The sequence below is a fragment of the Paraburkholderia sp. RAU6.4a genome, assembly GCF_050435625.1.
Lineage (GTDB): Bacteria > Pseudomonadota > Gammaproteobacteria > Burkholderiales > Burkholderiaceae > Paraburkholderia > Paraburkholderia tuberum.
In genome coordinates this window covers 4,156,227-4,182,959 of record NZ_JBNDKQ010000002.1, presented here as the reverse complement: position 1 = coordinate 4,182,959, position 26,733 = coordinate 4,156,227, and the positions used below count along the sequence as shown (strand labels likewise).

23 protein-coding genes and 2 pseudogenes are annotated in these 26,733 nt (G+C 62.5%); 11 read left to right on the top strand and 14 right to left on the bottom strand.

Annotated elements, in window-relative coordinates; genetic code table 11:
- The 9 genes from OKW40_RS24085 to OKW40_RS24045 form a co-directional block, all read right to left on the bottom strand.
- Entirely contained in the window at positions 1-717 is a 717-nt protein-coding gene (locus OKW40_RS24085; protein WP_184069174.1) for an ABC transporter ATP-binding protein, read from the bottom strand.
- Entirely contained in the window at positions 701-1,519 is an 819-nt protein-coding gene (locus tag OKW40_RS24080; RefSeq protein ID WP_429408424.1) for an ABC transporter ATP-binding protein, read from the bottom strand. Before OKW40_RS24080 ends, OKW40_RS24085 begins: the two co-directional genes overlap by 17 nt.
- 104 nt (positions 1,520-1,623) lie before the next feature.
- Positions 1,624-2,955, bottom strand: a complete 1,332-nt coding sequence (locus OKW40_RS24075) for an ABC transporter substrate-binding protein (RefSeq protein ID WP_429491850.1) — start codon at positions 2,953-2,955, stop codon at positions 1,624-1,626.
- A gap of 302 nt (positions 2,956-3,257) precedes the next feature.
- Positions 3,258-3,860, bottom strand: coding sequence for a hypothetical protein (locus OKW40_RS24070; RefSeq protein ID WP_429491848.1), 603 nt, complete (start codon positions 3,858-3,860; stop codon positions 3,258-3,260).
- A 909-nt stretch (positions 3,861-4,769) separates the two neighbouring features.
- Complete coding sequence (locus tag OKW40_RS24065) at positions 4,770-5,891, bottom strand: thiolase family protein (RefSeq protein WP_429491846.1); 1,122 nt, start codon at positions 5,889-5,891, stop codon at positions 4,770-4,772.
- A complete protein-coding gene (locus tag OKW40_RS24060; protein WP_429491844.1) occupies positions 5,884-6,177 on the bottom strand; it encodes a hypothetical protein in 294 nt (97 codons plus the stop codon). Before OKW40_RS24060 ends, OKW40_RS24065 begins: the two co-directional genes overlap by 8 nt.
- 29 nt (positions 6,178-6,206) lie before the next feature.
- On the bottom strand, positions 6,207-8,399 hold the full coding sequence (locus OKW40_RS24055) for a 3-hydroxyacyl-CoA dehydrogenase NAD-binding domain-containing protein (RefSeq protein WP_429491842.1): 2,193 nt from the start codon (positions 8,397-8,399) through the stop codon (positions 6,207-6,209).
- 595 nt (positions 8,400-8,994) lie between these two features.
- A complete protein-coding gene (locus tag OKW40_RS24050; RefSeq protein ID WP_184066926.1) occupies positions 8,995-9,954 on the bottom strand; it encodes an alpha/beta hydrolase in 960 nt (319 codons plus the stop codon).
- Between the two features lie 179 nt (positions 9,955-10,133).
- The gene (locus OKW40_RS24045; RefSeq protein ID WP_429491840.1) at positions 10,134-10,496 is read right to left on the bottom strand and encodes a flavin reductase family protein; all 363 of its coding nucleotides are present in this window, start codon (positions 10,494-10,496) and stop codon (positions 10,134-10,136) included.
- A 661-nt stretch (positions 10,497-11,157) separates the two neighbouring features.
- Between OKW40_RS24045 and OKW40_RS24040 the strand changes: the two genes are divergently transcribed.
- The 3 genes and pseudogenes from OKW40_RS24040 to OKW40_RS24030 form a co-directional block, all read left to right on the top strand.
- The gene (locus OKW40_RS24040) at positions 11,158-11,529 is read left to right on the top strand and encodes an AMP-binding protein (protein WP_311734903.1); all 372 of its coding nucleotides are present in this window, start codon (positions 11,158-11,160) and stop codon (positions 11,527-11,529) included.
- Positions 11,481-11,732 (top strand): annotated as a pseudogene (locus OKW40_RS24035) (AMP-binding enzyme); the annotation flags it as partial. The gene OKW40_RS24040 and the pseudogene OKW40_RS24035, both read left to right, overlap by 49 nt.
- Before the next feature lie 84 nt (positions 11,733-11,816).
- Positions 11,817-12,080: pseudogene (locus OKW40_RS24030) on the top strand (glutathione S-transferase family protein); the annotation flags it as partial.
- Between the two features lie 43 nt (positions 12,081-12,123).
- Here OKW40_RS24030 and pqqD read toward each other — a convergent pair.
- From pqqD to OKW40_RS24015, 3 genes are all read right to left on the bottom strand, one after another.
- Positions 12,124-12,405: a pyrroloquinoline quinone biosynthesis peptide chaperone PqqD gene (gene pqqD / locus OKW40_RS24025; protein ID WP_429357079.1), complete on the bottom strand. Its 282-nt coding sequence runs from the start codon at positions 12,403-12,405 to the stop codon at positions 12,124-12,126.
- 161 nt (positions 12,406-12,566) lie between these two features.
- On the bottom strand, positions 12,567-12,641 hold the full coding sequence (gene pqqA / locus OKW40_RS24020) for a pyrroloquinoline quinone precursor peptide PqqA (RefSeq protein WP_090805708.1): 75 nt from the start codon (positions 12,639-12,641) through the stop codon (positions 12,567-12,569).
- 313 nt (positions 12,642-12,954) lie between these two features.
- Complete coding sequence (locus OKW40_RS24015; protein ID WP_429491838.1) at positions 12,955-14,940, bottom strand: sigma-54-dependent Fis family transcriptional regulator; 1,986 nt, start codon at positions 14,938-14,940, stop codon at positions 12,955-12,957.
- Between the two features lie 369 nt (positions 14,941-15,309).
- Here OKW40_RS24015 and OKW40_RS24010 point away from each other — a divergent pair, with 369 nt between their 5' ends.
- The 4 genes from OKW40_RS24010 to OKW40_RS23995 all read left to right on the top strand — a co-directional run bounded on the left by OKW40_RS24010 (position 15,310) and on the right by OKW40_RS23995 (position 19,429).
- A complete protein-coding gene (locus tag OKW40_RS24010) occupies positions 15,310-17,037 on the top strand; it encodes a methanol/ethanol family PQQ-dependent dehydrogenase (protein ID WP_429491836.1) in 1,728 nt (575 codons plus the stop codon).
- Positions 17,038-17,153: 116 nt separating this feature from the next.
- Complete coding sequence (locus OKW40_RS24005) at positions 17,154-18,425, top strand: c-type cytochrome (protein ID WP_429491834.1); 1,272 nt, start codon at positions 17,154-17,156, stop codon at positions 18,423-18,425.
- 86 nt (positions 18,426-18,511) lie between these two features.
- Positions 18,512-18,826: a high-potential iron-sulfur protein gene (locus tag OKW40_RS24000; protein ID WP_429491832.1), complete on the top strand. Its 315-nt coding sequence runs from the start codon at positions 18,512-18,514 to the stop codon at positions 18,824-18,826.
- Between the two features lie 192 nt (positions 18,827-19,018).
- The gene (locus tag OKW40_RS23995; protein WP_184066908.1) at positions 19,019-19,429 is read left to right on the top strand and encodes a GFA family protein; all 411 of its coding nucleotides are present in this window, start codon (positions 19,019-19,021) and stop codon (positions 19,427-19,429) included.
- Between the two features lie 9 nt (positions 19,430-19,438).
- Here OKW40_RS23995 and OKW40_RS23990 read toward each other — a convergent pair whose 3' ends face one another.
- Positions 19,439-19,846: a GFA family protein gene (locus OKW40_RS23990; protein ID WP_429491831.1), complete on the bottom strand. Its 408-nt coding sequence runs from the start codon at positions 19,844-19,846 to the stop codon at positions 19,439-19,441.
- Positions 19,847-19,876: 30 nt separating this feature from the next.
- A complete protein-coding gene (locus tag OKW40_RS23985) occupies positions 19,877-20,161 on the bottom strand; it encodes a hypothetical protein (protein ID WP_184066902.1) in 285 nt (94 codons plus the stop codon).
- A gap of 82 nt (positions 20,162-20,243) precedes the next feature.
- Here OKW40_RS23985 and imuA point away from each other — a divergent pair, with 82 nt between their 5' ends.
- The 4 genes from imuA to OKW40_RS23965 are packed head-to-tail and all read left to right on the top strand — an operon-like array spanning position 20,244 to position 26,526.
- Positions 20,244-20,951, top strand: a complete 708-nt coding sequence (gene imuA, locus OKW40_RS23980) for a translesion DNA synthesis-associated protein ImuA (protein WP_184029676.1) — start codon at positions 20,244-20,246, stop codon at positions 20,949-20,951.
- Positions 20,881-22,350, top strand: coding sequence for a Y-family DNA polymerase (locus tag OKW40_RS23975; RefSeq protein WP_429357073.1), 1,470 nt, complete (start codon positions 20,881-20,883; stop codon positions 22,348-22,350). The genes imuA and OKW40_RS23975 overlap by 71 nt, the downstream gene beginning before the upstream one ends.
- Positions 22,351-22,369: 19 nt before the next feature.
- Positions 22,370-25,519: an error-prone DNA polymerase gene (locus OKW40_RS23970; RefSeq protein ID WP_429491829.1), complete on the top strand. Its 3,150-nt coding sequence runs from the start codon at positions 22,370-22,372 to the stop codon at positions 25,517-25,519.
- A 47-nt stretch (positions 25,520-25,566) separates the two neighbouring features.
- Complete coding sequence (locus OKW40_RS23965; protein ID WP_429491827.1) at positions 25,567-26,526, top strand: SOS response-associated peptidase family protein; 960 nt, start codon at positions 25,567-25,569, stop codon at positions 26,524-26,526.
- Positions 26,527-26,733 lie beyond the last annotated feature (207 nt).

Genomic DNA, 26,733 nt, shown 5'->3' with positions numbered 1-26,733 from the left:
TCAGTCCCCTAGATAGGCTTGACGAATGCGCGCGTTCTTGCGCATGTCGTCGGCTTTGCCGCTCATGACGATGCGGCCTTGTTCAATCAGGTAAGCGCGGTGCGCTAGATCCAGCGCGATGTTGGCGTTCTGTTCGATCAACAGGATCGCCATGCCCTCCTCCCTGTTGATCCGCCGCATGATGCTGAAGATGTCCTGAACGACCAGGGGGGCCAGGCCGAACGAGGGTTCATCCAGCATCAGCAGTTTTGGACGCCCCATTAGCGCACGTCCAATCGCCAGCATTTGCTGCTCGCCGCCGGAGAGCGTGCCGGCCTGCTGCTTACGGCGCTCGCGAAGGCGCGGAAAGTAGCCGTACATCCTCTCGATATCGGAAGCGATGGCCCGCGCCCCGCCTCGCGAACTCGCGCCAAGGAGCAGGTTTTCTTCAGTGGTCAATCCAAGGAAAGTTCCTCTTCCGTCCGGAACATGAGCCACTCCCGCCCTTGCGATTCGCTCGGTCGTACAGCCATCGATTCTTTGCCCGGAAAAAGTCACCTTGCCTTCCGTCTTGACCATCAACTGGCACAAGGCACGCAAGGTGGTTGTTTTGCCCGCTCCATTGGCACCGAGCAGAGCGCAGATCTCGCCGTTATCCACCTGAAGATCAACACCATGGAGCACGCTTGTTGAGCCGTACCTGGCCGCGAGCTGAGTCACGTCAAGCAACATAGGAATGCTCCGCTGACTTGCCCAGGTAGGCCTCGATAACTCGACCATCATTGCGTACCGCTTCCGGCGTGCCTTCGGCAATCTTGCGACCGAAATTCAACGCGACCACCTTGTCGGAAATTGACATCACCAAGCCCATGTGGTGTTCCACAAGCAGCACCGCGAGCTTGAACCGCTGCCGTACATCTTGCAGGAGCCCCCCCAGCGCCTCGACTTCCTCGTGATTGAGACCGCACGCGGGCTCATCAAGCAGAAGTAAGCGAGGACGCGATATGAGGGCCCTCGCCATCTCCACTCTCTTCTGTGTCCCAAAGGGCAGCTCCGACACTGTGCGTTCCGCGACGGCCGCCAGCCCCAGGCTATCGATAACCTCCTGCGCGCGCCGCTGATGGTCCGCTTCGACAACGCGTTCAGAACGAAATCGCCAAGCGCTTGCCAAGAAACGCGGTTGCACCCGGCCATGCACGCCGAGCAGCACGTTCTCACGCACAGACATGGTCTTGAAGAGCGCAAGATTCTGGAACGTGCGACCTATACCCATGTGCGCGATCTCGTGCCTGGGTCTCGACAGTGTGGATATGCCGCCGACTTCCACGCTCCCCTCGTTGCAGTCATACAGCCTCGACAAGCAGTTGAATAGCGTGCTCTTGCCTGCGCCGTTCGGCCCGATGAGTCCGCAAATCTGTCCGGCTTCGACGTCGAAGGAGACCTTGTCGAGGGCGACGACGCCCCCGAATCGGACGCTGACATCCCTGATGCGCAGAAGAGGTAGGCAAGAGCCAATCACCCCCGTGTTTTCAGCGTCCATCACCGCCCCTCCAAGAACGCTTGGCGCTTGTTGGCGGATCGCTCCGGCGCGTTCGACTGTGCTGTGGTCGTGATCATTCATCAGAATCCATACGCCGCGGTATTTCAATTCGAAAGAAGCGCGCCTTGCGGCACCCATTTGGTCCCATCAAAGCGAACAATCTGGAACTGCTTGATGGGATCGCGATCCGAGTCGCCGACATTCACCGTGATCCCAGGCAGCAAGAAAGGACTGGCTACTTTGCTCAAACTGGTAGCCTGCTTGATGATGTTGGCACGAGTGAGGTCGTCGCCGGATTGCTCGATGATTCTGGCCAGAAGCGAGGCATCAAAATAGGCGATGGCCGCATTCCTGGACCGGGGATTTACGTCCGGCACATACTTCTTCATGAACTCAACGAACTGCACCATGCTGGGTTCGTTGGAGTAGGCAGGATCGCTCGGCTCCTTGAAGTAACTCGCAGTGATGATGCCTGTGGACTTTTCGAGGCCAACGGGTTTCAGCACCGCTTCGATCGATGCCCAGGGCGAGTCGAGGATCTGCAGCGGCCTCCAGCCGATTTCATATGCTCTGCGGATGGACAGGCTCGTTGCACGTCCCGTGGTGAAGTTCATAAAGACGTTGGCGCCGGATGCCTTCAGCGAAATCAATTGCGAGTCGAGCGTTGGATCGGTGGGCTCGTAGCTCACTTCTTTTACGATCAGCGAGGCGGCTTTGGCGCCCATGCCCGCTTTCACGCCTTTGACGAAATCCCGGCCGAAATCATCGTTTTGGTAGAGGATTCCGACCTTCGGAGCGTGCGAGGAGGAAGCCGGGTCTGCCGCCAGCTGGGCAACGTAGCGCCCATAGATGGCGCCCTCCCGTTGATAAGCGGGCAATGCGGCGGTCGTCCAGGGCCAGGTCTTCGCGTCAACGAATCGAGATCCTCCGCTCGTCACGAGGATCTGAGGCACCTTGGCGGCGTTGAGGTAACGTTGAGTCGCCGCATTGGTCGGCGACCCAAAAGGCAGGGCAATGAACAGTACGCCATCCTCCTCTACCAGCTTTCTCGTCTGCTCCATGGTTCGCGGCGGGCTGTAGCCATCGTCCAATGTGATGAAGCGGATTTTCCGGCCGTTGATACCTCCTTTCTCGTTCAGGCGCTCGAAATACGCGGCCTGCACTTTCGTTTCGTAGGCCTCCGATGCGACTGGACCGCTGAGCGCCCATGTCTGCCCGATCTTGATCTCGGTGTCGCTCGCTCCTCTGTCATAGCGTTTTTCTGCCATGGCATGCGAACTGAGCAGAGCCGCAACCAACGCGGAAGTCAAAGCCCCTAAGCAACCCTTGTTTTGAAAATGCATGTCTGTCTTCTCCTTGTTGACGGCAAGCTTCGCCGGCGGTCGGTGCCGCCTTAATCCGGCCATGTGCGACTGGTTAAAGTAAGCCACGGCCATGTCTTAAAGTAAATCTCGATTTACCCGGCATTTACCCGATGTCTATCTTGCTTTCATGACATGACGAGGTCGACCGTCTGCCGCGCAACAGCGCTTTAACGGCCATTCACCTATTGCAGGGCGTATCGCCTACTTGCGCACAGGCACCTAGGTCGCGCAACCGAAGCCGAGACCGAGCGACTGGCACATGCCCATGCAACCTTTGCCGCGAAGGCGGCCCACGGTTCCACCGCCTCGAGCACCGGCCGCTCGCGATCTCGGGACGGCCAATGCTCGAAGACACCGAAATCGAATGGAGGCCTTTAACCGGGACTGATTTCTTGTTTCATTGCTATTTGAAGACCGGATCTACCGAGCATAAAAACCGCCACTGCGGCGAGCGCGAAGGGCACGGCAAAAACAGTGTAGAGCGCGTGACCGCCGCTGCCGGTGTCGAGCAGCACTCCAGCGGCAAACGGCGAGATCATGGCACCGACGCGTTCCATGCCGAGCGCCCATCCCACTCCTGCCCCCCTACTTTCAGTCTCATAGGCAGTCGGTGCTAGCGAGTAGATGCCTGCCAGCGCACCAAACGAAAGCATTCCCACGGCAACGGCAAGAGGCAGAACCAGCGCAGGATTTGTCATACCCTTTCCGAATAAGATCGTTGCGATAGCGGTTATCCCAAACAGAAATACTGTTAGCTTCCTCAGATTGAAAAATGGAGAGAGGACACTGAATGCCAGGCTTCCCATAATTCCTCCAATGTTCAACGCAACGCCTGCGTGAACCGCCACGGATTGCGTCGAGGTCGACACGGCCAAAAGCTTCGGTGTCCAGCTGAAAAGAAAGTAAAGACCCATCAGATGCAGAAAAAACGCGCTCCAGATAAGGAGAGTCCTGGTGCGGTACTTCCGATCAAGCAATCGCCCGACGCCTGATCTACTTTTCATCACTGTTGCGACGCGCGGAGGAAGCGCCGATATTGACTTGTCGAGATCGGGACTGCAATTCCGCTTACTATGCCCCTCGCAGGTCTTCCATCTATGCCTGGCACCGTTTGTCTCCATTATTTGATAGTGACGTACAGTTATCGAGGACCTCTCAGGGGCACGAGCAATAGCTGACGCCGAATTTCTCCGACTTAGCTTGCACATCATTTGGATCGCACTTCAGCAGTGTCCGGTTCATTTGAGATCCCCAGGCCGGTGAGCGCCTGAGATGCGGGTTTCGAGGGTTTCATGGGTGTCCACGATTTGAATTTCGAATTCAGCATTTGCGATCCTTTCCGGTTTGGGCGACCTGGGGCGGTAGACCTTAACAGGAGTCCCCGCATGTACCGCAATCACGCTGCGTGCAAGTAAACACCCATCGCAGGCCGTTCGGGGTTAGGCGGGAATACGTTCCATGTGCCGTCACGGTGGCGAAAGAAAAACATCGAAACCGAGCCCGTCGGCCAAAGTGCCTCGACGCGTACATAGCGCCCCCGATGTGAGCGGAAGTGCCCGAACTCGATGACTCGAACCGCCATCGCCCGATTCGGTGCGAGCCAATTTTCGACCATCAAACGCAGAGGTTTTCCTGTGCTAGCCATCGTCTCTTCCTTCATTTCCCTTGATCGGGATCGATCCTATTACCGTAGCCGCGATGCAATTTGTAGGACAGGGAATCGAATTGCTCTGCACCCTGCTACAGATTCTTTCGGCCTCCGATGTGCGAGAAAACGGAGATCTCGCGCGCTTTGCGGCCCGATCCATCACTCCCGGAAATGCCGCAATCCGCTAACCAACTGAATATGCGAAATTAAACCGACACTACTTACCACACTTAAATCCTTAGTCGCGCACCAGCACCTGAACCACGCAGACGGAGCCGGCGCCAAGCAGATGGCACATCCCCACACGGTCCTTGCCGCGCAGGCGCCGCACTGTTTCCCAAATCTGTGCGAGGCCGGTCGGTCCACCCGGATGACCACGCGCAAGCAGCCCGCCGTCGGTTGAAAATTCCGGCAGGCCAAAGCGCTCCCGCGAACCGGGTCCGAATGCCCCTTCGCCGACTAACGCTTCCGTCTGGCCCGGTTCGGAGAATCCGAGGAGCTCGTAGTACATCAGTTCCTCCACGGCGAATGCATCGTGCACCTGCACGACGTCCACATCGGAGCGTTTCACTGACGCCTGGGTCAACGCCTGGGCCGCGGTTCGCTGCGAAAGTTCCGGCGGACCCACAATCGCGCCCTCGAGGATTAATTCAGGGGAGTACGCGTCGCTTCCGAATGCGCTGCCGGCCAGACGTATCCGGGGTTGCGTCGCGCCCACCGGCCAACCGTCGTCGCTGCACAGCACGGCCGCGGCCGCACCTTCTCCCCAAGGCGTGCACATCATCGACGTGAACGGATCAGCAATCATGCGGCTGCCTAGCACCCGCTCGATCGTGACCGGCTCGGGAGCGCGGCGGGCAGCGAAAGGGTTCTCCCGCGCATAGTTCCAATTCTTTGCCGTGATGGCGGCAAGGTGCTCGCGCGTGGTCCCCGATTCATGCATGCGACGTTTGGCCCAGAGCGCGAACGAAACGACCGGTGGCAAGTTCCCTTCAGCCACGATGATGTCCTCCACCGGTACTGCCTTTTGCGGCGAGTCCATGCCCACGACGAGCACCCGTCGTGCATCGCCCGAGAGAATTGCCTGGCGGGCGCAGTGCATCGCCGACAGCCCGGTGGCGGACGCGTTGGTGACATGCTGGACTGGCACGCCCGTTAGCCCGAGTTCTTTAGCGACAAAGATTCCTCGCGGCGACAAGGGATGCGCTGTACCGACAACCACGGCGTCAATCTCGGCGTAGGTCAAATGGGCATCTTGCAATGCCGCGAGAGCAGCATCGCGCCCCAGCTTCACGCCAACGCCTGGTCCGTGATTGCCGAATGGGACCATGCCCACGCCTGCGATCAAAACGTCATTCATGGGAGAATCTCGTCTCATTGTTGGTGTCACCGGTTTTCGCAATCACGCGATCTCCGATACGATCGGTGCCTGCCGCAAGAAGGGCCTGGATACGAGCGCCGCAGTCGAGATCCACGATCCCATAGGCTTGGCCATTGAAGGTGGTGGCGCTATATAACAGCCCCTGCGCGGCAACTTCGATCAGGTCCGGCTCCCGCAGGGAGCCGTCGGCAACGAGGCTGCGGGGCGGCACATAGACTTGGCTCGTACTGGAATCGCGGGCCGCCTTGAGTTGTACGACTGGCAAGTTGTTTCTCCTGTTTCCGATAAAACCGATTAGTGCGAGGCGTGAAATGAAGCGCCCGATGCGGCCATCTCGCGCAGGAGTGCGGGAACGACGTAGCGGGGGCCGAACTCCGTCGCCATCTCATCGCTGCGTTTTACGAACTGGCGGAGCCCCACCTGGTCGATATGCGCCAGCACGCCACCTCGGAATGCGGGATAGCTCCAGCCGAGCACTGCACCGAGATCCAGTGCGAGTGGATCGCTCGCGATGCCTTCGGCGACCACATGCGTGGTTTCGATAGACTGCATGTTCAGCAGTCGCTCCATCACCACGCTCGCTTCGGGTTGTTGCCGCTGTGGAGGGAAAACAGACGGCAGTTCGTCCCACACGGTCTTGCCCGTGGGCCCATAGCTGTAGACGCCCCCGGCACCCTTGCGTCCAACTCGTCCAGCCCGCAGCAACCGATCAATCACATCCAGCGCCGGCTGCGACTGCACGGCCGTGCCCCGTCCGGCCTTCGCAAGGCTGGTCAAGATGTCCTTCAGCAGATCGTAGGAAGTGAGGTCGCCCATGGCCAAAGGTCCGATGGGGAATCCGGCCATCGCCGCCGCTTTGTCGATCAACTCTGGCGAGATACCTTCGCCCAGCATCTGCAGCGCTTCGCGGGAGTAGGCCGCTACCACCCGGGATGTATAGAAGCCTGGCCCATCATTGACCACGACAGGCGTCTTGCCGAGCAGCTTCAGCAGAGACTTCGAGCGAGCGAGCGACTCAGCGCTCGTCTGACTGCCCATCACGACTTCCACGAGTGCCATCCGGTCCACCGGCGCGAAGAAGTGCAAGCCGATGAAGTTTCCAGGTGTCTGAACCGTCCCGGCCATCTTCGTGATCGATAGCGTCGAGGTGTTGCTCGCCACGAGGACGTCCGGACCCGCCGCGTCGAAGATCTTCCTGAACACCTCGCTCTTCACTTCCGCGATCTCCGCTACTGCCTCAACGACGGCCTGGCATCCCTCGAGGCGCCCGAAGTCAGTCGTGGCTTCAATGCGGGAGAGGGCCTCGTCGCGTTGCCCGTGCCCCATCAGTTGTCGCGCCACGGCAGCGTCCAGCGTCTTGGCGATGCGATCCAGTCCCTTGCGCGCCTCTTCGTCTGTGCGGTCGATGAGCACGGTCTCTATGCCGGACCTGGCACACACCAGAGCGATACCGCCTCCCATTGTCCCGGCACCCACGACCCCGATGCGCGTTGGCGTGAACGTCGCCGCGCCGGCTCCGGATTGGCCCGCTTTCCTCACTGCGCCCGTTGCGATGAACTGCGTACGAATGCGATTCTTGGCGGAGGGCGAAATCGCCACCGTCCCGAAACGGCGGGCTTCGATCGCGAGCCCTGCATCGATGTCGACAGCCAATCCCTCCCTCAGCACCTCCAGGACGGCGTGGGGCGCGACATCTTGCGGAGGCGATTTGCGCTGCCGCTCCGCGAACGCTTTGTCGAAGAACGCTTGGCCTTCGGCCGAGTGCGGCTGGAATCCCGGGTACTGGAACCCCTCGCGATCCCACGCTTGCTGTGCTGATGGGTGATCAAGCACCCACCGGCGCGCGGCATCCAATGCCTGGTCCGCGGGAACGATCTCATCCACGAGGCCGCAGCCGAGTGCCTCCTGCACGCCTATGGGCTTCCCTTCAAGCAACATCTTTGTCGCGGGCGCGATTCCTATGAGCCGCGGCAACCGTTGCGTGCCACCCGCACCCGGGATCAGCCCAAGATTGACTTCCGGACAGCCAAGCTGCACCCGCACGTCGTCGCTTGCCACTCTTCGGTGGCAGGCGAGCGCAACTTCGAGCCCTCCTCCAAGCGCCGAGCCCGTGACGACTGCGACGAACGGCTTGGATGAGCGCTCGATCGCGCGTAGGCACGCGCCAACCGGAGCCACCATGGCCTGAGCTTCTTGTGGCGTCTGGATTGCGTAAAGCGCCATCAGATCGCCGCCTGCGACATAGTCGCGCTTTGCCGACCGGATCAACGCCCCTTTCACTGCGTCATCGTTGATGGCGCGGTCGACGGCGCGTGCGAATGCATCGATGGCCGCCGGGGTCTTGACGTTCACAGGACCGTCCGGGTTGTTCCAGATGATGTGTGCGATGCCATCCTTGTCCAGTTCGTAATCAATCACTTCTTCATTCCCTTTCGTTCGTTGCCGTTGCGGGTCCCGTGCGGACAAACCAAATTCGGACAGTGGCATGGCGCATAGGGGTGCTCCCTTTAACGCCGCTCCGATGACCTGGTGTCCCTTGAGCGGGGCCTCTCGTGAGCATTGCTCTGCGCTTAACGGCCATGGGGGTGGCAGGTCCGCTGAATAGAAGTAAATCATGATTCACATGCAAAAGTAAATGGCGCGTCACATAGGGTTTTCCCCTTCAAAGCGCTGTGCCACCGAGCGCAACGGGCCAGCGTGGCAACGAACAGATGCGCGACCCGCCCCCAATAAGGCGCAAACCGCTCCAGCGGAAGACGTGAACAAGCGTTCAATTATTGAGCCGTGTACAGTCCCGACCATGTGCAGGTGAGCACACTCGGCGGACTCCTTTGCGGACGTCCATGCCTGCAGAGCTTTTCGGAACTCACTGTCCGGCGCAGCAGCAGCTAGTCGACCCCGAGGATTGCGCAGAGAACACCTTTGTCGGGGAATCGCGACCTTGGCCGGTGGCCTGCGGTTCGCAGGTGAAGGCAAACCTATTCAGTCATAGCCGCGCCCCGTCCGCGATATTGGGTCGGACGCTTACCGGCAACTCAGTCTCGTCAGTCGGCATTTGTACAAGGATGCGGCACGGGGAAATTCAATAGGACGTCTTTACACACGCCTGCACGAACGTCGCCATCTCAACTCCCAGGTCGTCCGAGTCGACGCCGAGGTGCTGGACGGACGTAAAATGATTTTGGTCTGGAATCAGAAACGTCGTGGTCTTAGCGCCTGGTGTCGACGTTCTGGCGCTGACCACGGTTTTCCATTGGCTAATGAATTCCGGTGGATCCAATTCTGCCGCGACCAGCAACAGAGGAGCTTCAGTCGCACCGATGCCATTAACTGTTGAATAGCGGCCTGGCGTTAAATCGTCGCCGTAGTAAGCAAACGCGCCTTGAAATGGAAGCAATGAAGGGGCAAAGATACCTGAAATGAGCACGGCCCCACGGAGGGCTGACGAATCAGGGATTCGGCCATGATGTCCGGACAGCCAAGAAGCGAGATGCGTTGCACCTGCTGAATGACCGATGACGATCAACTGCTCAGTTGATATGCCGAGTTGCCCGGAATGCATGGCCAGCCAATCAATCGCTCTCTCGATATCCTCGGCACCTGCTGGCCACTGAGCTGCAGGTGCCAAACGGTAGGACATCAATGCTGCCGCGAAGCCATGAGAATTGGCCCACGCAGCAACGTTGGAATAAAGATAACTGCCCGGTATGCGGCGGTTCCCGCCGACAAACCCACCACCGTGGACGAAAAGAACGAGCGGCTGGCTCGGTCCCGCTGCATCGACTGTGCGATAAAGATCCAGACAATGCCGGTCATCGGGTCCGTAGCGCAGATCTGGCGTAACCGTGCTGCACGCCGCTCCTACGTCGCGCGAGTGGAGCGGCGCGCAAAGGGTGAGCGACGCTTGAAAGCTCTCCGGAGAGAGTGTCCTCGGAATTCTTCGGATTTCGGCGAGATACTCAGGTGCCAGCGGTGGCGCAGCTTCAATTCTCAAATTTGACATCGTTTTACGCAGCACTGCGTTCCGAAAGGTGGTTTGCAAGATCCGATGCGAATGCCCTACTCACAGCTGAGCTACCGACTCGAAACCATGGTCATCCGGGCCTTGTGGCAAAGGCACCTGCAAAACGACCGTACCGGACGATGGAGGCTCGCGTTAAGCGTTCTGAACCGGTTGCGCAGTTCTTGCGGGCTCTCTCTCGATCGACATTCTGGTGGATGTCATTCAGCAACGGCATCAACAAGTCCCAGGAAGCCCCATTGCTTGCCCGGTGCCAATCCCGCCAATTCCTTTCCGCACTCGCTGAGCATCACGGGCGACGAGGTGACGTGTTGGGAACCGGCGTCCATGTCCCTATAGATCCGCTGTTTTGAAGAAAGAAACGAGATACCGAAGTCCGCATCCGCAGAATTCAAGAGGGCCAGGAAACCTGCGGTATGCGCAATCGAGACAACCACGAGCGGCGGGTCGAGGTAAACGGACGTGAAGGCATTTGCAGTCATTGAGCGCACACCGCCAGAATGGGAAACGCTGAGCACTGTCACGCCACTGGCGAAGCGCCCCCATCGCTCTTCTGAACTCACCGGCAGACAGTGCCTCGCCGGTGAGGCTATCCCACTCTGCTTTCTGACCTGTGCCGATGCTCCGCTCTGGAAGACTCATTTTCGAACCTCACAAGGTCGGCCGCTGTGACATTAAAGCCGACCCGCGCTACAAAGTAAATGTAGATTTACACCTAGTTTACCCGAGCGTTGCGGTCAAGCAAGGATCCGCGCGCTGCGGCCTAACCTACAGGAAGAAGAGCGGAAGAAGAGCGCGGCTGCGCCACCGAGGTCGGGCGATTGTGGGACGATGACAGGGCAAACGCCATGTAAATCAACATTCACTTTTACAGATGACCATGCTTTAATTCACACTGCGGTCTGCGCCCACGCCGAGCTTCACACAGCTCAGCCGAGGACAAAGCGAACCCGATCATGCATGCAATTGCTTTCACCACGTTGCACGACGGTCCGAGCTGCGAATGCAACCTCAAGATTAAGAATGACCGGCGCGAGGTTCGCCCAACCCACCGACACCACAACGGCGGCACGCTCATGCTCGCTGCCGCGATCCGCCGTGCCGCAACTGTACGGCCGGATGGATGGGCCATTACCAGTGGTACGGAAAGAACGACCTGCGGCGAATTCAGGGCAAGTGTCGCTACGTGGTCGCCGGGTCGCAGTCCCGCAGCGTTAAGTGCGGATGCGAGTGATGCGATTCCCCCAGGCATTTCGCGCCAATTCAACAGTTCTACGGCATGACTGGTGCAGCGGCGCATGCGCATGCCTCTTACCGGAGTGGCATTCAACGAGCGGTCCGAAAGCAGGGAAATTGACGTCAGTCGGACAACCGACGTCGAGCTTCGAGATACGGATCGTCGACGAGCAGGGCTGCCTCTGCGAGACCGGGACGGTAGGCGAGATCCAGATCCGCGGCCCTGCGGTCATGCGGGGCTACTGGCGGGACCCACTGAAAACGTCGGACACGATCAAGGATGGTTGTTGCGGTCGGGTGACGCGGGGTATATGGACGACGAAGGGTTTCTCTTTGTGGCAGATCGAATCAAGGACATGATCATTAGCGGCGGCGAGAACATCTATAGCGCCGAAGTCGAGAAAGTCTTGAGCATGCACCCGGCGGTAAGCCAATGCGCAGTGATCGGGGTGCCGGATGAGCATTGGGGTGAGCGAGTGCATGCCGTTATCGTCATCAAACCCGGGGCCTTCGCAACCCCCGCAGAACTGGACGCCCACTGCAGAGCCCACATTGCAGGCTACAAGGTGCCACGCGGATATGACATCCGCACCGAGCCACTGCCTCTATCTGGAATAGGAAAAATACTGAAAAACAGACTGCGCGACGTGCTGTGGGACAAATAGGAGAAGACGATCGTCAATAACGAATCGTCGGAAATCATTCGTATGTTGAACTCGGCCTTCGACGGTCTCGGCACCACGCCTGGCGATTACTATCCGGCGCCATTACGCCGCAAGATCGACGAACTAAACGACCGCGTGTACGACACGCTGAATAACGGCGTTTACAAATCCGGCTTTGCAACGACGCAAAGCGCGTACGAGGAAGCAGTCGAGCCGCTATTCGAGACGCTGGCGTGGCACGAGGAGCCGCCGCACGCGCACGGAAAGACCGGGATGGTCGTGGGCCATCTCAGGCTAGCCAGCCGCGCAGCCGCGCGTGATCGAGAAAGCGATAGACGTCGGGCGCAAGTTCGGACGTGCCGAAAAGCCGTTCGAGTTCGCCGATGATGTCGTCGAGCTCGTGTTCTCCGTCGCAACGTGCGAGGATCGCGCCGGCGCTAGCGTTGAGCTTCACCATCCCTTCGGGATAGAGCAGCACGTAGGCGTCCTGCGCCACTTCCCACTGCAGGCGGAAGACGCTCCGCAGGCGGGGGCGCAGTGGCACGCCGCTATCCGCGTCACGCGTGTTCATAGGGGCCAGGCCTTTTCGACCGCATCGAGGATCGACCAGAGAATTATCGAGTTTGAACCGCAGGATATCGAGCGCGCGCTGCTGCGCCTCGGGCGTGCCCGGCGTGGCGAGCGCCGCCCGCGGCGCCACTACGGCACTGCGGGCGGCATGCCGCAGCCCGCTCAGCGATTGGCGATATACATCGTGACTTCAAAGCCGAAACGCACCTCGGCGTACGACGGAGTGATCCATTGCATGGCATGTCTCCTTGTTTGCGATGGGACGGAAGAACCGCACTCGATGCGCGGCCGTTCCCTTCAAAGCAAAGGACATGCCGATGTCGCCACGCGAGGCTCGTTTGGCTCGCGCAGGCTCGCGCACAAGCCTTCGCCTGGGTATGGGCGCCGACATCGTCAATTCGCTGACGTAAGCGGGACAAACGCGTCGCCATACGACGCGTTCGGGAGATGGGCAGTGTTGATTTTTGGAGCACCACTGCTGCGGGATGCAACAACGGTGTGACAGCACGTGGGCGAAACAGAAGTGCTGATGAAAGCGGCGCGGCGGGGCTCAGAAGTCGTCCACCTCACGATCCGGCTCGACCGCGGGCATCTTGCGATAGATCGTGTTGCGCGACACGCCGAGCTCGCGCGCGGCCGCCGAAACGTTGCCGCCATGCCGCGCGAGCGCGGCGGCAATCACCGACACGGTCACGTCCTGCAGGCGCGCGCACTCCGAAGCGAACGCATTGCCCGAGCCCGGCGTATCCGCCGCGCCGCTCGACGAAACGCCGCAGCGCAGATCATCGAAGAAGTCATCGGGCAAATGCTCGCGCCGGATCTCGCCGTCCGCGTCGACCATGGCCGCCGCGGTGCGCAGCAGGTTGCCAAGCTGCCTGAAGTTGCCCGGCCATGGACAGCGCTCGAACATCGCCATGACATCGGGTGCGACGTGAAGCGGCCGTCCGCTCGCGCTGGCGATCGATTCGCGCAGCAACATCTTCTGGATCACGACCGCGAGGTCGGTACGGTCGCGCAGCCGCGGCAGACGCACCACGAGGCCATTGAGCCGGTAGTAGAGATCCTCGCGGAAGCGGTTTTGCGCGATCATCTCGCGCAAGTCCCGGTGCGTCGCGCAGATGATCGCGACGTCCACCGCAATGCTCCTCGTCGAGCCGAGCGGGTTGACGACGCGTTCCTGCAGCACGCGCAGCAGCCGCACTTGCAGCGAGTACGGCATGTCGCCGATCTCGTCGAGAAACAGCGTGCCGCCGTTTGCCTGCAGCAGCTTGCCGATCGCGCCTTTGCGCCGCGCCCCGGTGAATGCGCCCTCCTCGTAGCCGAACAGCTCGGATTCGATCAGCGTCTCGGGAATCGAAGCACAGTTGACCGCCACGAACGGCCCGGCGCAGCGCGGCGAATCGTTGTGGATCGCCTGCGCGAGCAGTTCCTTGCCCGTGCCGGTCTCCCCATTGATCAGGATCGGAATGTCCTTGCCGATCACCCTCCTGACCTTCGCAATGACCGCGGCGACCTGCGGGTCACCCGTGTCGAGATAGCTCAGACGCGAGAGTCCGGCGGCCGCCTGCGGCGGCTCCTCGCGCGCGAGCGCGCGGGCGCCGTCGTGCACGGCGACCGGACGGCTGCCCTCGGCGAGCGACGCCCGCCTGAACTGCACGCGCGCGCAGACGACCGCGCCGCTGCTCAGATTGAGCATCAGGTGCGCGTCGAGGCTCACGCGCGCGCGATCGATCAGTTGCGCGCTCGTGGTCTGGAACAGCGACGACAGCGTATGCGCGCGCAGCCCGGCGAGCGACATGCCGAGCTGGAACTGGGCACTGCGATTGGCCGACAGAAAGCGTCCGTCGCTCGTGAACGCCACGATGCCTTCCATCAGCGTGCCCAGAAACTCCGGACGACTATGGAAGGACACTTGCAGCGTTTCGTGAAAGGTGGTCGTAAAGAGATGATTCTCGATCATCTGCACCGACATTTTGGCGAGCGCCATCGTGTGCTGATGGTAGCTGCGATAGTCGCCCGTCACGTCGAGCACCCCGATCGCGTCGCCATACGGATCGAGAATCGGCACGCTCGAGCAGGTCAGGAAGCGGTTTGCCGCCAGGTAGTGCTGGTCGCCGTGCACGACCATCGCGCAGCGCTCGGCCAGCGCCGTACCGATCGCGTTGGTGCCCTGGCGGTCCTCGGCCCAGTTCGCGCCGGGCCGCAGCGCGACTTTCTCCGCGCGCGCGAGGAAGTCGTCGTCGCCGATCGAATGCAGGATCAGCCCTTCGGCATTGGTCAGCACGATCATGCTTTGCGTGTCGGCGATCTGCTCGTGCAGCGACTCCAGCACCGGCATCGCATGCGCGCACAACACCCGGTTCTGCTCGCGTTTGAGCACGAGACCCGCGTTCGAAAGAACCTCGTATTCCGGCCGCGCCGACGCGCACAGACCAAACGTTTCGGAGCGTTCGTGCGCTTTCTGAATTGCCGGCATGGAAAAGTCATTGGACCGTACGGCAGTCTGAGCCACGGCCCGGTGAACGTCATCGCGCATTGTCTCCCTCTTGGAAAGCCTGGTACCTTGCCGGACTTTTCTCCGTCCTCTTAAGCAAGCTCCGGGCCATCCATTTCAGCGACAGCTTCGCCCGCGATCCCGGCGTCGCCCTCGACCCGAGCCATGCGCGCCAGCGCTGCAACTGTCCTGTTTCTCAACACTCCATCGCCCGGCGTTGTACCGGGATGCAACACATGGAGCGCCCTGCGCGCGATATGTGCCGCCGCATGTTTCAGGCGTGCCGCCCTTTCGGACTCGCCCACAAAAATGGCATGTGACTTGCAGTAACGGCACCGCAACCGGATCGACACGGAACAAAGGGGCGACGCCTCTGCCGGCACTGCATCGACAAACACTCAGGAGACGACCATGAAGAACCGTTCGCCCGCCGCAGGCCGGCCGGCTGTCCTTGGAGCGAGCATCGCGATCGCGATGGCACTGAACGTGGCTCCGGTGCACGCCGCCCCGGACTACCCCGCCGTGACTTACGAGCGCCTCGCTCATGCACAGAGCGACCCAGGCTGGCTCACCTACTACCGCAGCTATAGCGGCCAGTCACATTCGCCACTGAAGCAGATCGATGCATCGAATGTCGCCGGGCTCAAGGAGGCCTGGAGCTATCAGTTCCCCCCGGAACTCAAGCAAGGCTTCGAAGCAACTCCGATCGTCAATGGCGGCTACCTTTTCGTCAGCACGCCGAAAGACAACGTCTATGCATTCGATGCCAAGAGCGGCACGAAGCTCTGGAAATACGAGCCGAAGCTCGGCGCGGAATCGTTCAGGACCGCATGCTGCGACGTAGTGAATCGCGGCGTCGCGCTGTATGGCAAGAACGTCTACGTGGCCATGCTGAGCGGCGAGGTAGCCGCGATCGACGCGCAGAGCGGCAATGTCGTATGGAAGAAGCAGATGTTCGAACCGGGTCTCGGCTACGCGTTCTCGCTCGCGCCGCTCGCGCTCGACGGCGCGATCGTGGTCGGTACATCAGGCGGCGAGTATGGGATTCGCGGCTATATCGCCGCACTCGATCCCGACGACGGCTCGATCATCTGGAAGCGCTATACGATCCCGAATGCCGGCGACAAGGGCGGCGATACGTGGCCCGACGGCATGCAGGAACATGGCGGCGGCGCGGCGTGGCTGACCGGCACCTACGACGCCGCCACGCAGACGCTGTACTGGGGCGTCGGCAATCCGGGACCGTGGCTCGCCGCGCTGCGTCCCGGCGACAATCTGTACTCCGATTCCCTGCTCGCGCTCGACCCGAAGAACGGCGACCTGAAGTGGCACTATCAGTACACGAGTAACGACACGTGGGACTACGACGGCGTCAACACGCCGGTTCTTGCCAACATCAGCTACAAGGGCAAACAGTATGACGCCATCATCCATGCCGACCGCAACGGCTTCTTCCACGCGATCGACCGCAAGACCGGCAAGCTGATCTACGCGGAGCCGTTCGTCAAGGCGCTGTCGGTGACGGGCTATACCGCCGACGGCAAACCAGTTCAGGACGCCAGCCGGTTTCCCAAGGCCGGCACGACGATCAACACCTGTCCGAGCTTTCTCGGCGGCAAGAACTGGTGGTCGACTTCCTACGATCCCGAGCGGCACATCGCGGTGGTGCCCTCGCTGCATGCGTGCATGAGCCTGTCCGGCAAGTCGGTCAGCTACATGGAGGGTCTGCCCTACCTCGGCGAAGGCTTCGAGATCCAGCCTGAACCGGGCAGCCAGGGTTACGGCGAGCTTCAGGCCATCGATGTCAATACGGGCAAGAAGCTGTGGGGTCACTGGACCAGGATGCCCTGGAACGGTGGCGTCGCCACCACGGCCAGCGGCCTCGCCTTCAGCGGCTCGCTCGACGGCCATCTGTACGCGTTCGACGTGACGACGGGCAAGGTGCTGTGGGAGAGCCCGCAACTCGCGAGCGGCATCGTCGCGCAACCTTCCGTGTTCGAAGTCGACGGCAAGGAATACGTGGCCGTGCTCGCGGGCTACGGCGGTGCGAATCCGATCTGGGGCGGCCCGATGGCCGACGTCGCGAAGGACGTTCCGCGCGGCGGCACGCTGTACGTGTTCGCGCTCGATCGCAGCTAGGCGCAGCCACCGCACCCGCATCGTTCTGCCCATCCGGCCTTCGCAGCCGCATCTTTCCGCGCCCGCGCGCAGCCCATGCGGGCGCGGTGTTCCCGCCATCACAGGAACGCACCATCATGAACATTCGATTCACTCACCTTGCTCTCGCCAGCGCGCTCGTCGCCGGCGCCGCACATGTTGCCGTCCAGGCGGCCGCGCGGACGTCTTCCAGCGTCCGTGTGTGCACGATGCCCGGCAGCCCTTCGGCCGAGTTGGACAAGTCCGTTGCACGCGCGGTGTTGAGCGCGGCGGGCATTACCGCGACATTCGCGCCGCGCGGCATCGACGACGACGGCGGCGACGACGGCATCTCCGCTCGCGAGCTCTCGACATCGCTGCAGCGCAACTGCGACGTGATCGCGGGCTTTCCGCGTTCGAGCGTGGCCGACGGCTCCGACTCGCACCTGCTCTTTTCCGACAGCTATCTGCACTCCGGTTACGTCAGCGTCACGCTGCGCGGCGCCCATGCGGCCAACACCCCGGTCACGGCGCCGGACGGCAAGATCACCATTGCCGCCACCTGGTCGAGCCCGTCGCAACTGATCGCGGTCCAGCAGAAGAACGCGCGCTTCGATCTGGAAACCACCTCCGAGCTGACCGTCGACGCCCTCGCGAAAGGGCGCGCCCAGCGCGCGATCGTCTGGTACCCGGCCGTGGTGGCGTATCGGCATGCGCACCCGCAGCAGCACTTCGACGTTGCCGTCGCCGAGTCGCCCTATGCCGACTGGAATCTGGTGTTCGCGTCGGGGCCCGACACGCAGCCGCTGCAAAAGCGCATCGATGACGCGCTCACGCGTCTGCGCAGCGATGGCCGGCTCGCAGCGCTCACGCGCAACTGGGCGCTGCCAACCACCCTCGCGAGCGGTTCGGCGACCGCGGCCAGCACTCACGCGAATCTCGCACGCTATCTCGACGGCCCGACCCAGGCGTCGCCGCGTGCGGACCTATGGCGCGTGGGCGGCATGCCCGCCGCCGGCGGCTTCATCAAGGTTGCGGCGACGACCGAGACACCGTCGTTCGATCACGATCAGGTCACCCACGGTGAACATCTGTATGCCGATTCGTGTGCGAAATGCCACGGCGAGAAGCTCGAAGGCAACACCGCGCCGTCGTTGATCGGACCGGCCTTCGCGCCAGCGGCGAACTCGCATCTGACGATCGGCGGCATTTACCAGTACATGTCGACCAACATGCCCGCGGATCATCCCGGCAAGATGAGCGACGAGGAGTACGCCGATCTGATGGCCTTCCTGCTCTATACGAATGGCTACGACGCCGGTAGCGCGAAGCTGACCGCGCAAGCCGCGCAATCCTCGACCACACCGCTGAACGCCGGACCGCGCCACTAACACGTTGCTTCGCACCGCATTACGACGCCACGCCGCTTCAAGCGAATGCGGCATGGACGACCCATTTCTTTTCTCAGGGCATCACCATGGTCTCTCACAACCGCAGACACTTCATTCTCCAGGCCGCGGGCCTGTGTGCCGCGCTCGCCAGCGCCGAGCTCGCGTTAGCCGCGCCGCCCGCCGTCGATGAAAACGACGCCACGGCCAGTTCGCTCGGCTATCGTGCGAAAGCGAGCAGCGTCGACGCAGCGAAGTTCCCCAAGTACCACGCGGGCCAGAGCTGCGCGAACTGTCGTTTCTACACTGGCGCAGCGGGCGAGGCTTCAGGACCGTGCCCGATGTTCCCAGGCAAATCGGTTGCCGCCGACGGCTGGTGCAACGTCTATGCGCAACGAGTTTGAGCGCTGGTCCGTGGGTGCGCCGCGAAGCGGCGCACCCACGACGGCAGGCGAAGACACGTCGCCCCTGGACCCTTCGCTCGCTGATTCGATGCGATAGCTGAACGACGTTCGAGCTCTGCTAAGCTACGGTCCGCCGCACCTATTCTTAGGCTCCCGAACAAACCGCGAGATCATTTGAACCGGAGAAGATCAATGTCGACACCCTGGCTGGGGCGCTGCCTGTGCGGCGCGGTGCAATACGAAGCTCGCGGTGATTCACTCGCGCAACTGATCTGCCATTGCCGCGATTGTCAGCGCGCGTCAGGTTCCGCGGGGTTGCCGGTTGTCGTAGTGAGAGCCGCCGGCTTTTCGTTCAAAGGCGACGTCAGGCCTTATACGAAGATCGGCGGCAGCGGAATGCCCACGACGCGCAACTTCTGCGCTCATTGCGGCAGCCTGCTATTCGCTACGCCGCATCATGCGCCGGACATCGTGACCCTCTATGCCGGCACGCTCGATGATCCTGCGCGGTTCAAGCCCGAGTTCGCCCAGTTCACGTCCGAACGCCATCAACTGGATGCCCACCAGCCTGACATTCCCCACCATCCGCGAAGAGCGCCCTGACCGGTGCAATCAAAGATGCCGTGTTTGCGCGGGCGGATTGCCCCAGTCGTCGTGCAGCCCATCGCGATAGGTGACTGGCGCATTCAGCGCGGCATCGAGATCGAGTTCATCGAGGCACATGATGTTCACGTTGATATACGGATACCCCGTGCCGTTTGGCATATCGATGCGATCGAATACGTGAACCCCGCAGCGTTTGCAGAACGGGTGATGCGCGACCGCATTGCGCCCCTGATATTCGCTGAGCGCGGCTTCATCCGAAAGAAGGCGAAAATCTTCCCGGCGAACCTGCACGTGCCAGAATCGCAGCCTGCTGCAGTAGCTGCAATTGCACTTCGACGTGCCCTCGTCGAAATCGATGCGTGCCTCGAACTTCACGAATTGGCAATGGCAACTTCCGAGGTACGTGCGCAACATGGGGTTCTCCGGGGTTGAGGGCCGCTGCCATTATGGACGGCACGACTTCGCGCTGCCAATGCACGAGCCGTCGCAACCCTCGCAGTAATGGCGGTCGCGCACCGCGCGATCCACGCGCCAGACGTTCGCCGCAACCGGCGCCGCCGTCCCCGCCGAGCGTCCGTTTTCCCGCGCATGAAAGGTCGGCTCGCCCGCCTTACCGCGGCGAATCGCTTCATCGACGTCCTGCTCGCCGAACACCGCTTTCAGTTCGGCCACGAACGCCGCGATCTCCGGCATCGGATGCCCGGCTGGCTTGCGCACTCGCATGTCCATGAACCCGCCCCCCAAAAAGTGCCTGTTCGCTATCTCATAAAACCATGTAGGATACTGTATATCCATACAGGTATTTTCGCAAATGACAGCCGCCCTGCCAGCACCGGAAGCCATTCACCCGTCCTTGTGGCGGGCGTCCCAGCTTGGCGCTGGCCGCGGCCGCAGCGTCGATACCGGTTATCCGGCCCTGTCGGCGGAGTTGCCCGGCGGTGGCTGGCCGCTCGGCGCGCTGGTCGATCTGCTCGTGCAGCAGGCCGGCGTCGGCGAACTGCGGCTGTTGCAGCCGGCGCTCAGCGCCGTCGGCGAGCGTCCGCTCGTCTTCGTGCAACCGCCGCATACGCCGGACGGCCTCGGGCTCAACTACATCGGCCTGTCGCTGCAGCAGGTGCTGCGGATCAATGCGCCGAAAACCGCCGACGCGCTGTGGTCCGCCGAGCAGATCCTGCGCGCCGGCAGTTGCGGCGCGCTGATCTTCTGGGCGCAGTACGCGCAGGCGTCCTCGCTGCGCCGTCTGCATCTGGCCGCGCAGTCGTCGGAGACGCTTTTCATCATGGTGCGGCCGCTCGCCACCGCGCAGGAGGCATCCCCCGCGCTGCTGCGGCTCGCGCTCAGGCCATCGGCCGAAGGTCTCACCATCGACATCGTGAAACGACGAGGGCCCGCTCGCGCAGAGCCCCTGTCGATTCCCCTTCAACCCACTCCCGTTCTGCTTTCCCGACATGCGCGTCTTTCTCGCCGTTCATCTGCCAAAGTTGCCGCTCGAGGTCTTCAGACCGAAGTGGTCGCCTGAGCCCGTGCATGGCTGCGCGGTGCTGGAGAAAGACAAGGTGGTCATGGCCGACCCCGCCGCGCGCTCGGCAGGCGTGCGTCCGGGCATGAAGCGCGGCGGCGTGTTGACGCTGTCGCCGCAGACCGAGATGTATGAGCGCGATAGCGGCCGTGAAACGGCAGCCCATCGCGAGGTGGGTATCGCGCTGATGCGCTTCTCGCCCGAAGTCGCGCTGCTCGATGAGGCGACGGTCGTCGTCGAGATCGGCGCGAGTTTGCGGCTCTTCGGCGGCCTGCTCGCGCTGTGCCGCGATACGAAAACCATCCTCGACGCGCTCGGCTTCACCGCGCGCATCAGTGCCGCGCCGACCGGCCAGGGCGCGTGGCTGCTCGCGAAGTTTGGCAACCGGCGCGTGCTGAAGCTCGCGTCGCTCGACCAGCGCCTGTCCGCCCTGCCGATGCTCGCCGTGCCCGAAGTCCGCCCGTTCGCCGACTGGTTCACGGGCCTCGGTTGCGAGCGCATCGCCGATCTGCGCCGCCTGCCCCGCGCCGGCTTGCAGCGCCGCTGCGGCGAACATCTGCTCGACTCGCTCGACCGCGCGTTCGGGACCGCGCCCGAACTGTTCGACTGGCTCGAACTGCCGCCCACGTTCTCGGCGCGCATCGAGATGCCGGACCGGCTCGAACACGCGGATGGCGCGGTGTTCGGCGCGCAGCGCCTGATCGTGCAACTGTGCGGATGGCTGTGCGCAAAACAGCTCGCGCTCACCGGCATTCGCCTGTCGCTCGAACACGAGCGCGGACGCGCTGCGATCGAGCCGACCACGATCGACGTCGCACTCGGCGAGCCGACCTGGCGCGAAGAACATCTGATGCGCCTGCTGAAGGAGCGGCTGCATCGTATCGAGCTCGCCGCGCCCGTGATCGCGTTGCGGCTCGACGCGTCGAACGTCGAGTCGGCCGCGCCCGCGTCCGACACGCTGTTTCCCGAACCGGGCGGCTCGCAGGAGGATCACGCGCGGCTGCTCGAACTGCTGGTCGCGCGGCTCGGCGAAGAGAACGTGCTGAAACCCGCGCCGAGCGCCGATCATCGTCCGGAGATCGCGAACCGCTGGCTGCCGGTGTCGCAGCCGGTCAAGCCCGGCCCGCTGCCGCAGAATCTGCCCCGCCCGACGTGGATGCTCGACACGCCCGTGCGTCTGCTGATGCGCCAGCACCGCCCGTTTTATGGCTCGCCGTTGCGCATGGTGTCGCCGGGCGAGCGCATCGAGAGCGGCTGGTTCGACGGCGAGCTCGTCACGCGCGACTACTTCGTCGCGCAGGCGGACGACCAGAGCTGCTACTGGATCTACCGCGAGCGCGTGAGCAGCCGCGACGCGGAAGAAGAGCAACGCTGGTTCCTGCATGGCCTGTTCGGCTGATAGGCGCGGATGAGCGGCCATGGACACCACCTTCACGATGCTGCCGGCGTATGCCGAGCTGTTCTGCTTTTCCAACTTCACGTTTCTGCGGGGCGCGTCGCACGCTGAGGAACTGGCCGAGCGTGCCGCGCAACTCGGCTACTCCGCGCTCGCGATCACCGACGAATGCTCGCTCGCGGGAGTCGTGCGCGCGCATGTCGCGGCGAAAGAAGCGAAGCTGCCGTTTATCGTCGGTTCGTATTTCCGGCTCGTCAACGCCGATGGTTCGCCGGCGTTCGGGCTGATCCTGCTCGCCCGCAACCGCAACGGCTACGGCAATCTGTCCGAGCTGATCACGCTGGCGCGCATGCGCGCGCCCAAGGGCGAATACCGGCTCACGCCGCAGGATCTGTCGCGGCCGGAGAAGGAGTATCGCCACCTGCTCGGCATGCCCGACTGCCTCGCGATTCTCGTGCCGGATTTCCCGGCCAGCGAAGACGCGCTCGATGCGCAGGTCGAATGGCTCGACGAAACGTTCACGGGCCGCGCATGGGTCGGCCTCGTGCTCCATCAACGCGCGATGGACGACCTCCATCGCGGCGCGGTCGAGTTCGTCGCGCGCAGCCGCGACCTGCCCGTCGTCGCGCTCGGCGAAGTCGTGATGCACGTGCGCTCGCGCAAGCCGCTGCAAGACACGATGACCGCGATCCGGGTCGGCAAACCGGTCCATCAGTGCGGCTATGATCTGGCGCCGAACGCCGAGCAGCATCTGCGCTCGAGGTTGCGGCTCGCCAACCTGTACCCGCAAGACGCGCTGGCCGCGACGGTCGACATCATGAGCCGCTGCACGTTTTCGCTCGACGAGCTGCGCTACGAGTATCCCGACGAGCTGGTGCCGGCCGGCCATACGCCGGCCTCGTATCTTCGTCAGGAAACCTATATTGGCGCGCAGCGGCGTTTTCCCGCGGGGATTGCGCATCACGTGCAGCAGCAGATCGAGCACGAACTCGAACTGATCGCGGACCTGCAGTACGAGCCGTATTTCCTGACCGTCTACGACATCGTCCGCTTCGCGCGCAGCCAGCACATTCTGTGTCAGGGGCGCGGGTCGGCCGCGAACTCGGCGGTCTGCTACTGCCTCGGCGTGACCGAGGTGGACCCCGCGCGCGGCAACATGCTGTTCGAGCGCTTCATCAGCAAGGAGCGCGGCGAGCCGCCCGATATCGACGTCGACTTCGAGCACCAGCGGCGCGAAGAAGTGATCCAGTACATCTATCGCAAGTACGGCCGCGACCGGGCGGCGATCGCGGCGGCGGTGTCGACCTATCGTCCGCGTGGTGCGCTGCGGGAAACGGGCAAGGCACTCGGCGTCGATCCGCAGATCGTCGATGCGGTCGCGAAGTCGCATCACTGGTTCGATACCAGTCGGGATCTGCTCGCGCGTTTCGCGGAATCCGGCCTCGATCCGAACCAGCCCCTGATTCAGGCCTGGGCGAAGCTCGCCTCGCAACTGCTGAATTTTCCGCGCCACCTGTCGCAGCATTCGGGCGGCTTCGTGATCAGCCGCGGCAAGCTCACCCGGCTCGTGCCGGTGGAAAACGCGGCGATGGCCGACCGCTCGGTGATCGAGTGGGACAAGGACGACCTCGAATCATTGGGCTTGCTGAAGGTCGACGTGCTCGCGCTCGGCATGCTGTCGGCGATCCGGCGCACGCTCGACCTCGTTTCGGAACAGCGCGGAGAACGTTTCGAAATGCAGGACATCCCCGCCGAGGATGAGGCGACCTACGCGATGATTTCGGCCGCCGATACGGTCGGCGTGTTCCAGATCGAATCGCGCGCGCAGATGAGCATGCTGCCGCGCATGCGGCCAGAGAAGTTCTACGACCTCGTCATCGAAGTCGCGATCGTGCGGCCCGGTCCGATTCAGGGCGGCGCCGTGCATCCCTATCTGCAGCGCCGTCAGGGCTTCGAGCCCGTGACCTATCCGAGCGACGCGTTGAAGACCGCGCTGGGCCGCACACTCGGCGTGCCGATCTTCCAGGAGCAGGTGATGCAGGTGGCGATTCTCGCGGCCGGCTTCACCGCCGGCGAAGCCGACCAGCTGCGACGCGCGATGGCCGCGTGGAAACGCAAGGGCGGACTCGAAAAATACTATGACCGCATCGTGCTCGGCATGCAGGAGCGCGGCTACGACCAGACCTTCGCCGAGGCGATCTTCGAGCAGATCAAGGGCTTCGGCGAATATGGCTTCCCCGAAAGTCACGCGGCCAGTTTCGCGCTGCTGGTCTATGCGAGCAGCTGGCTCAAGCGTCACGAACCCGAAGCCTTTCTCGCCGCGATGCTGAACAGCCAGCCGATGGGCTTCTATTCGCCGTCGCAACTGGTTCAGGATGCGCAGCGGCACGGCGTCACGGTGTTGCCGGTCGATGTGACGATCAGCGGTTGGGACTCCTCGCTCGAACAGCGTGCGGGGGCGACGCGCCCCGCCGTGCGTCTCGGTCTTTCGCTGCTGCGCGGCATGAAGGACGGCGCCGCCGAACGGATCGAGAACGCGCGCGCGGTTCGCCCGTTCGCGAGCGTCAACGATCTCGCGCGCCGCGCGCAGCTCGACCGCAAAGACCTGCATGCGCTCGCGGATGCGAATGCGTTGGCAGCGCTCGCGGGAAACCGCCGCGAAGCGCTGTGGCAGTCGGTCGTCGCGGTGCCGGACAAGGATATGCTCGCGGCCGCGGCGACTCAGGACGAAACGCCCGAACTGGGCGCACCGGGCGAAGCGAACGACATCGTCGCCGACTACCGTTCGCTCGGCCTGACGCTCAACCGCCATCCGCTGGAACTGCTCCGGCCGCAGTTGCTCGCGAACCGGCTGATGCCGGCCTCGACGCTGCGGACCTATCGCGACGGCCGCCTCGCGCGCGGCTGCGGACTGGTGACGGTGCGTCAGCGTCCCGGCACGGCCAAGGGCGTCGTGTTCGTCACGCTCGAAGACGAGACCGGCAACGTCAACGTGATCATCTGGCCGAGTCTGCTCGAAAAACAGCGCAAAGAAGCGTTGGGCGCCGCGCTGCTCGCTGTGTACGGCACATGGCAGTGTCAGGGAGAAGTACGGCACCTCGTCGCGCAGCGGCTCGTCGACATGTCTCATCTGTTGGGCGAGTTGCAGACGACGAGCAGAGACTTCTGCTGACGCGAGCGCGCAAATGCGTATCATCGGAACAGCAAACGGAGGCATCCATGTGCTATTCGGCTCAGATTCTGGCGGACTACCGGCGCTACGTCCGCATGTTCGGCGCGCACATGAGCATCGAGGAATTCGCGCGTCTTTTCTTCGAACGCGCAGAGGACGGTCAGGCCAGGATTCCCAAAGCGATGGAAGACGCCTTCTCGGAACCGCAGTCCGACGCGCAACGGGAAGTCTGGGCGCTGATCGAGCGCTTCAGATCGCAGCAGACCGTGAAGCTCGAACAGGAACTGTTCAAACAGCGCACCCGCTTCGCCGATGCCGAGCGCTCTTTGCAGACCAAAGCCACCAAGGCGGCGACCGAGAGCAAACGGATCGCCAAAGACAAGATCGACCGCACGCTCGAGCGACTCGACGACCTCGGCCGAACCGCTCCCAAAGCAGACGACTCGCGCATCTTTCCAGGCTACTACGCGCCGGTGATGGTGATGGAGCATGGCCAGCGCGTCGTCAAACCGATGCGCTATCAGTGCCGCCTGGCCGGCAAGCCCGCATCGTACGACACCCGCTATCCCGGCACGTACAACGCTCGTCGGGACAGTCTCGAAAGTTTCTGGAAAGCGCTATTCGGCTATTCGCATGGACTCGTGCTGGCCAGTTCTTTCTATGAGAACGTCTCTCGCGCGCGAATGGAAGGCCGCGAACTGGCGCCCGGCGAGAAAGATGAAAATGTCCGGCTCGAGTTCCGGCCCAATCCGCCTCACGACATGCTGGTCGCATGCTTATGGTCCCGCTGGAGCGGCAAAGGCGAGCCCGATCTATTGTCCTTCGCGGCCATCACCGATGATCCGCCACCCGAGGTGGCCGCTGCCGGCCATGATCGCTGCATCATTCCGATCAAGCCTGAGCATATCGACGCGTGGTTGAATCCCGATCCGCGCGATCTGGCAGCGTTGTACGCGATTCTCGATGATCGGGACCGGCCGTTCTACGAACATCGGATCGCGGCCTGAATACAAGACGCGGTTTCGCAGGCGCGCGACACGGTGTCGGATCATCCTTGCAATCTTCGCGCAGTAACATATTCTGCGTTATGGATGTTCATCGGCTGGCGAAGAATACCCGGTTGTAGAGGTCCGCCAACAGGCGCGACTCGGACCCCATCAATCATCGAAGCGCCTGCGCAGCGCACCCGACGCGATCCACACCCTCGGGTTGCG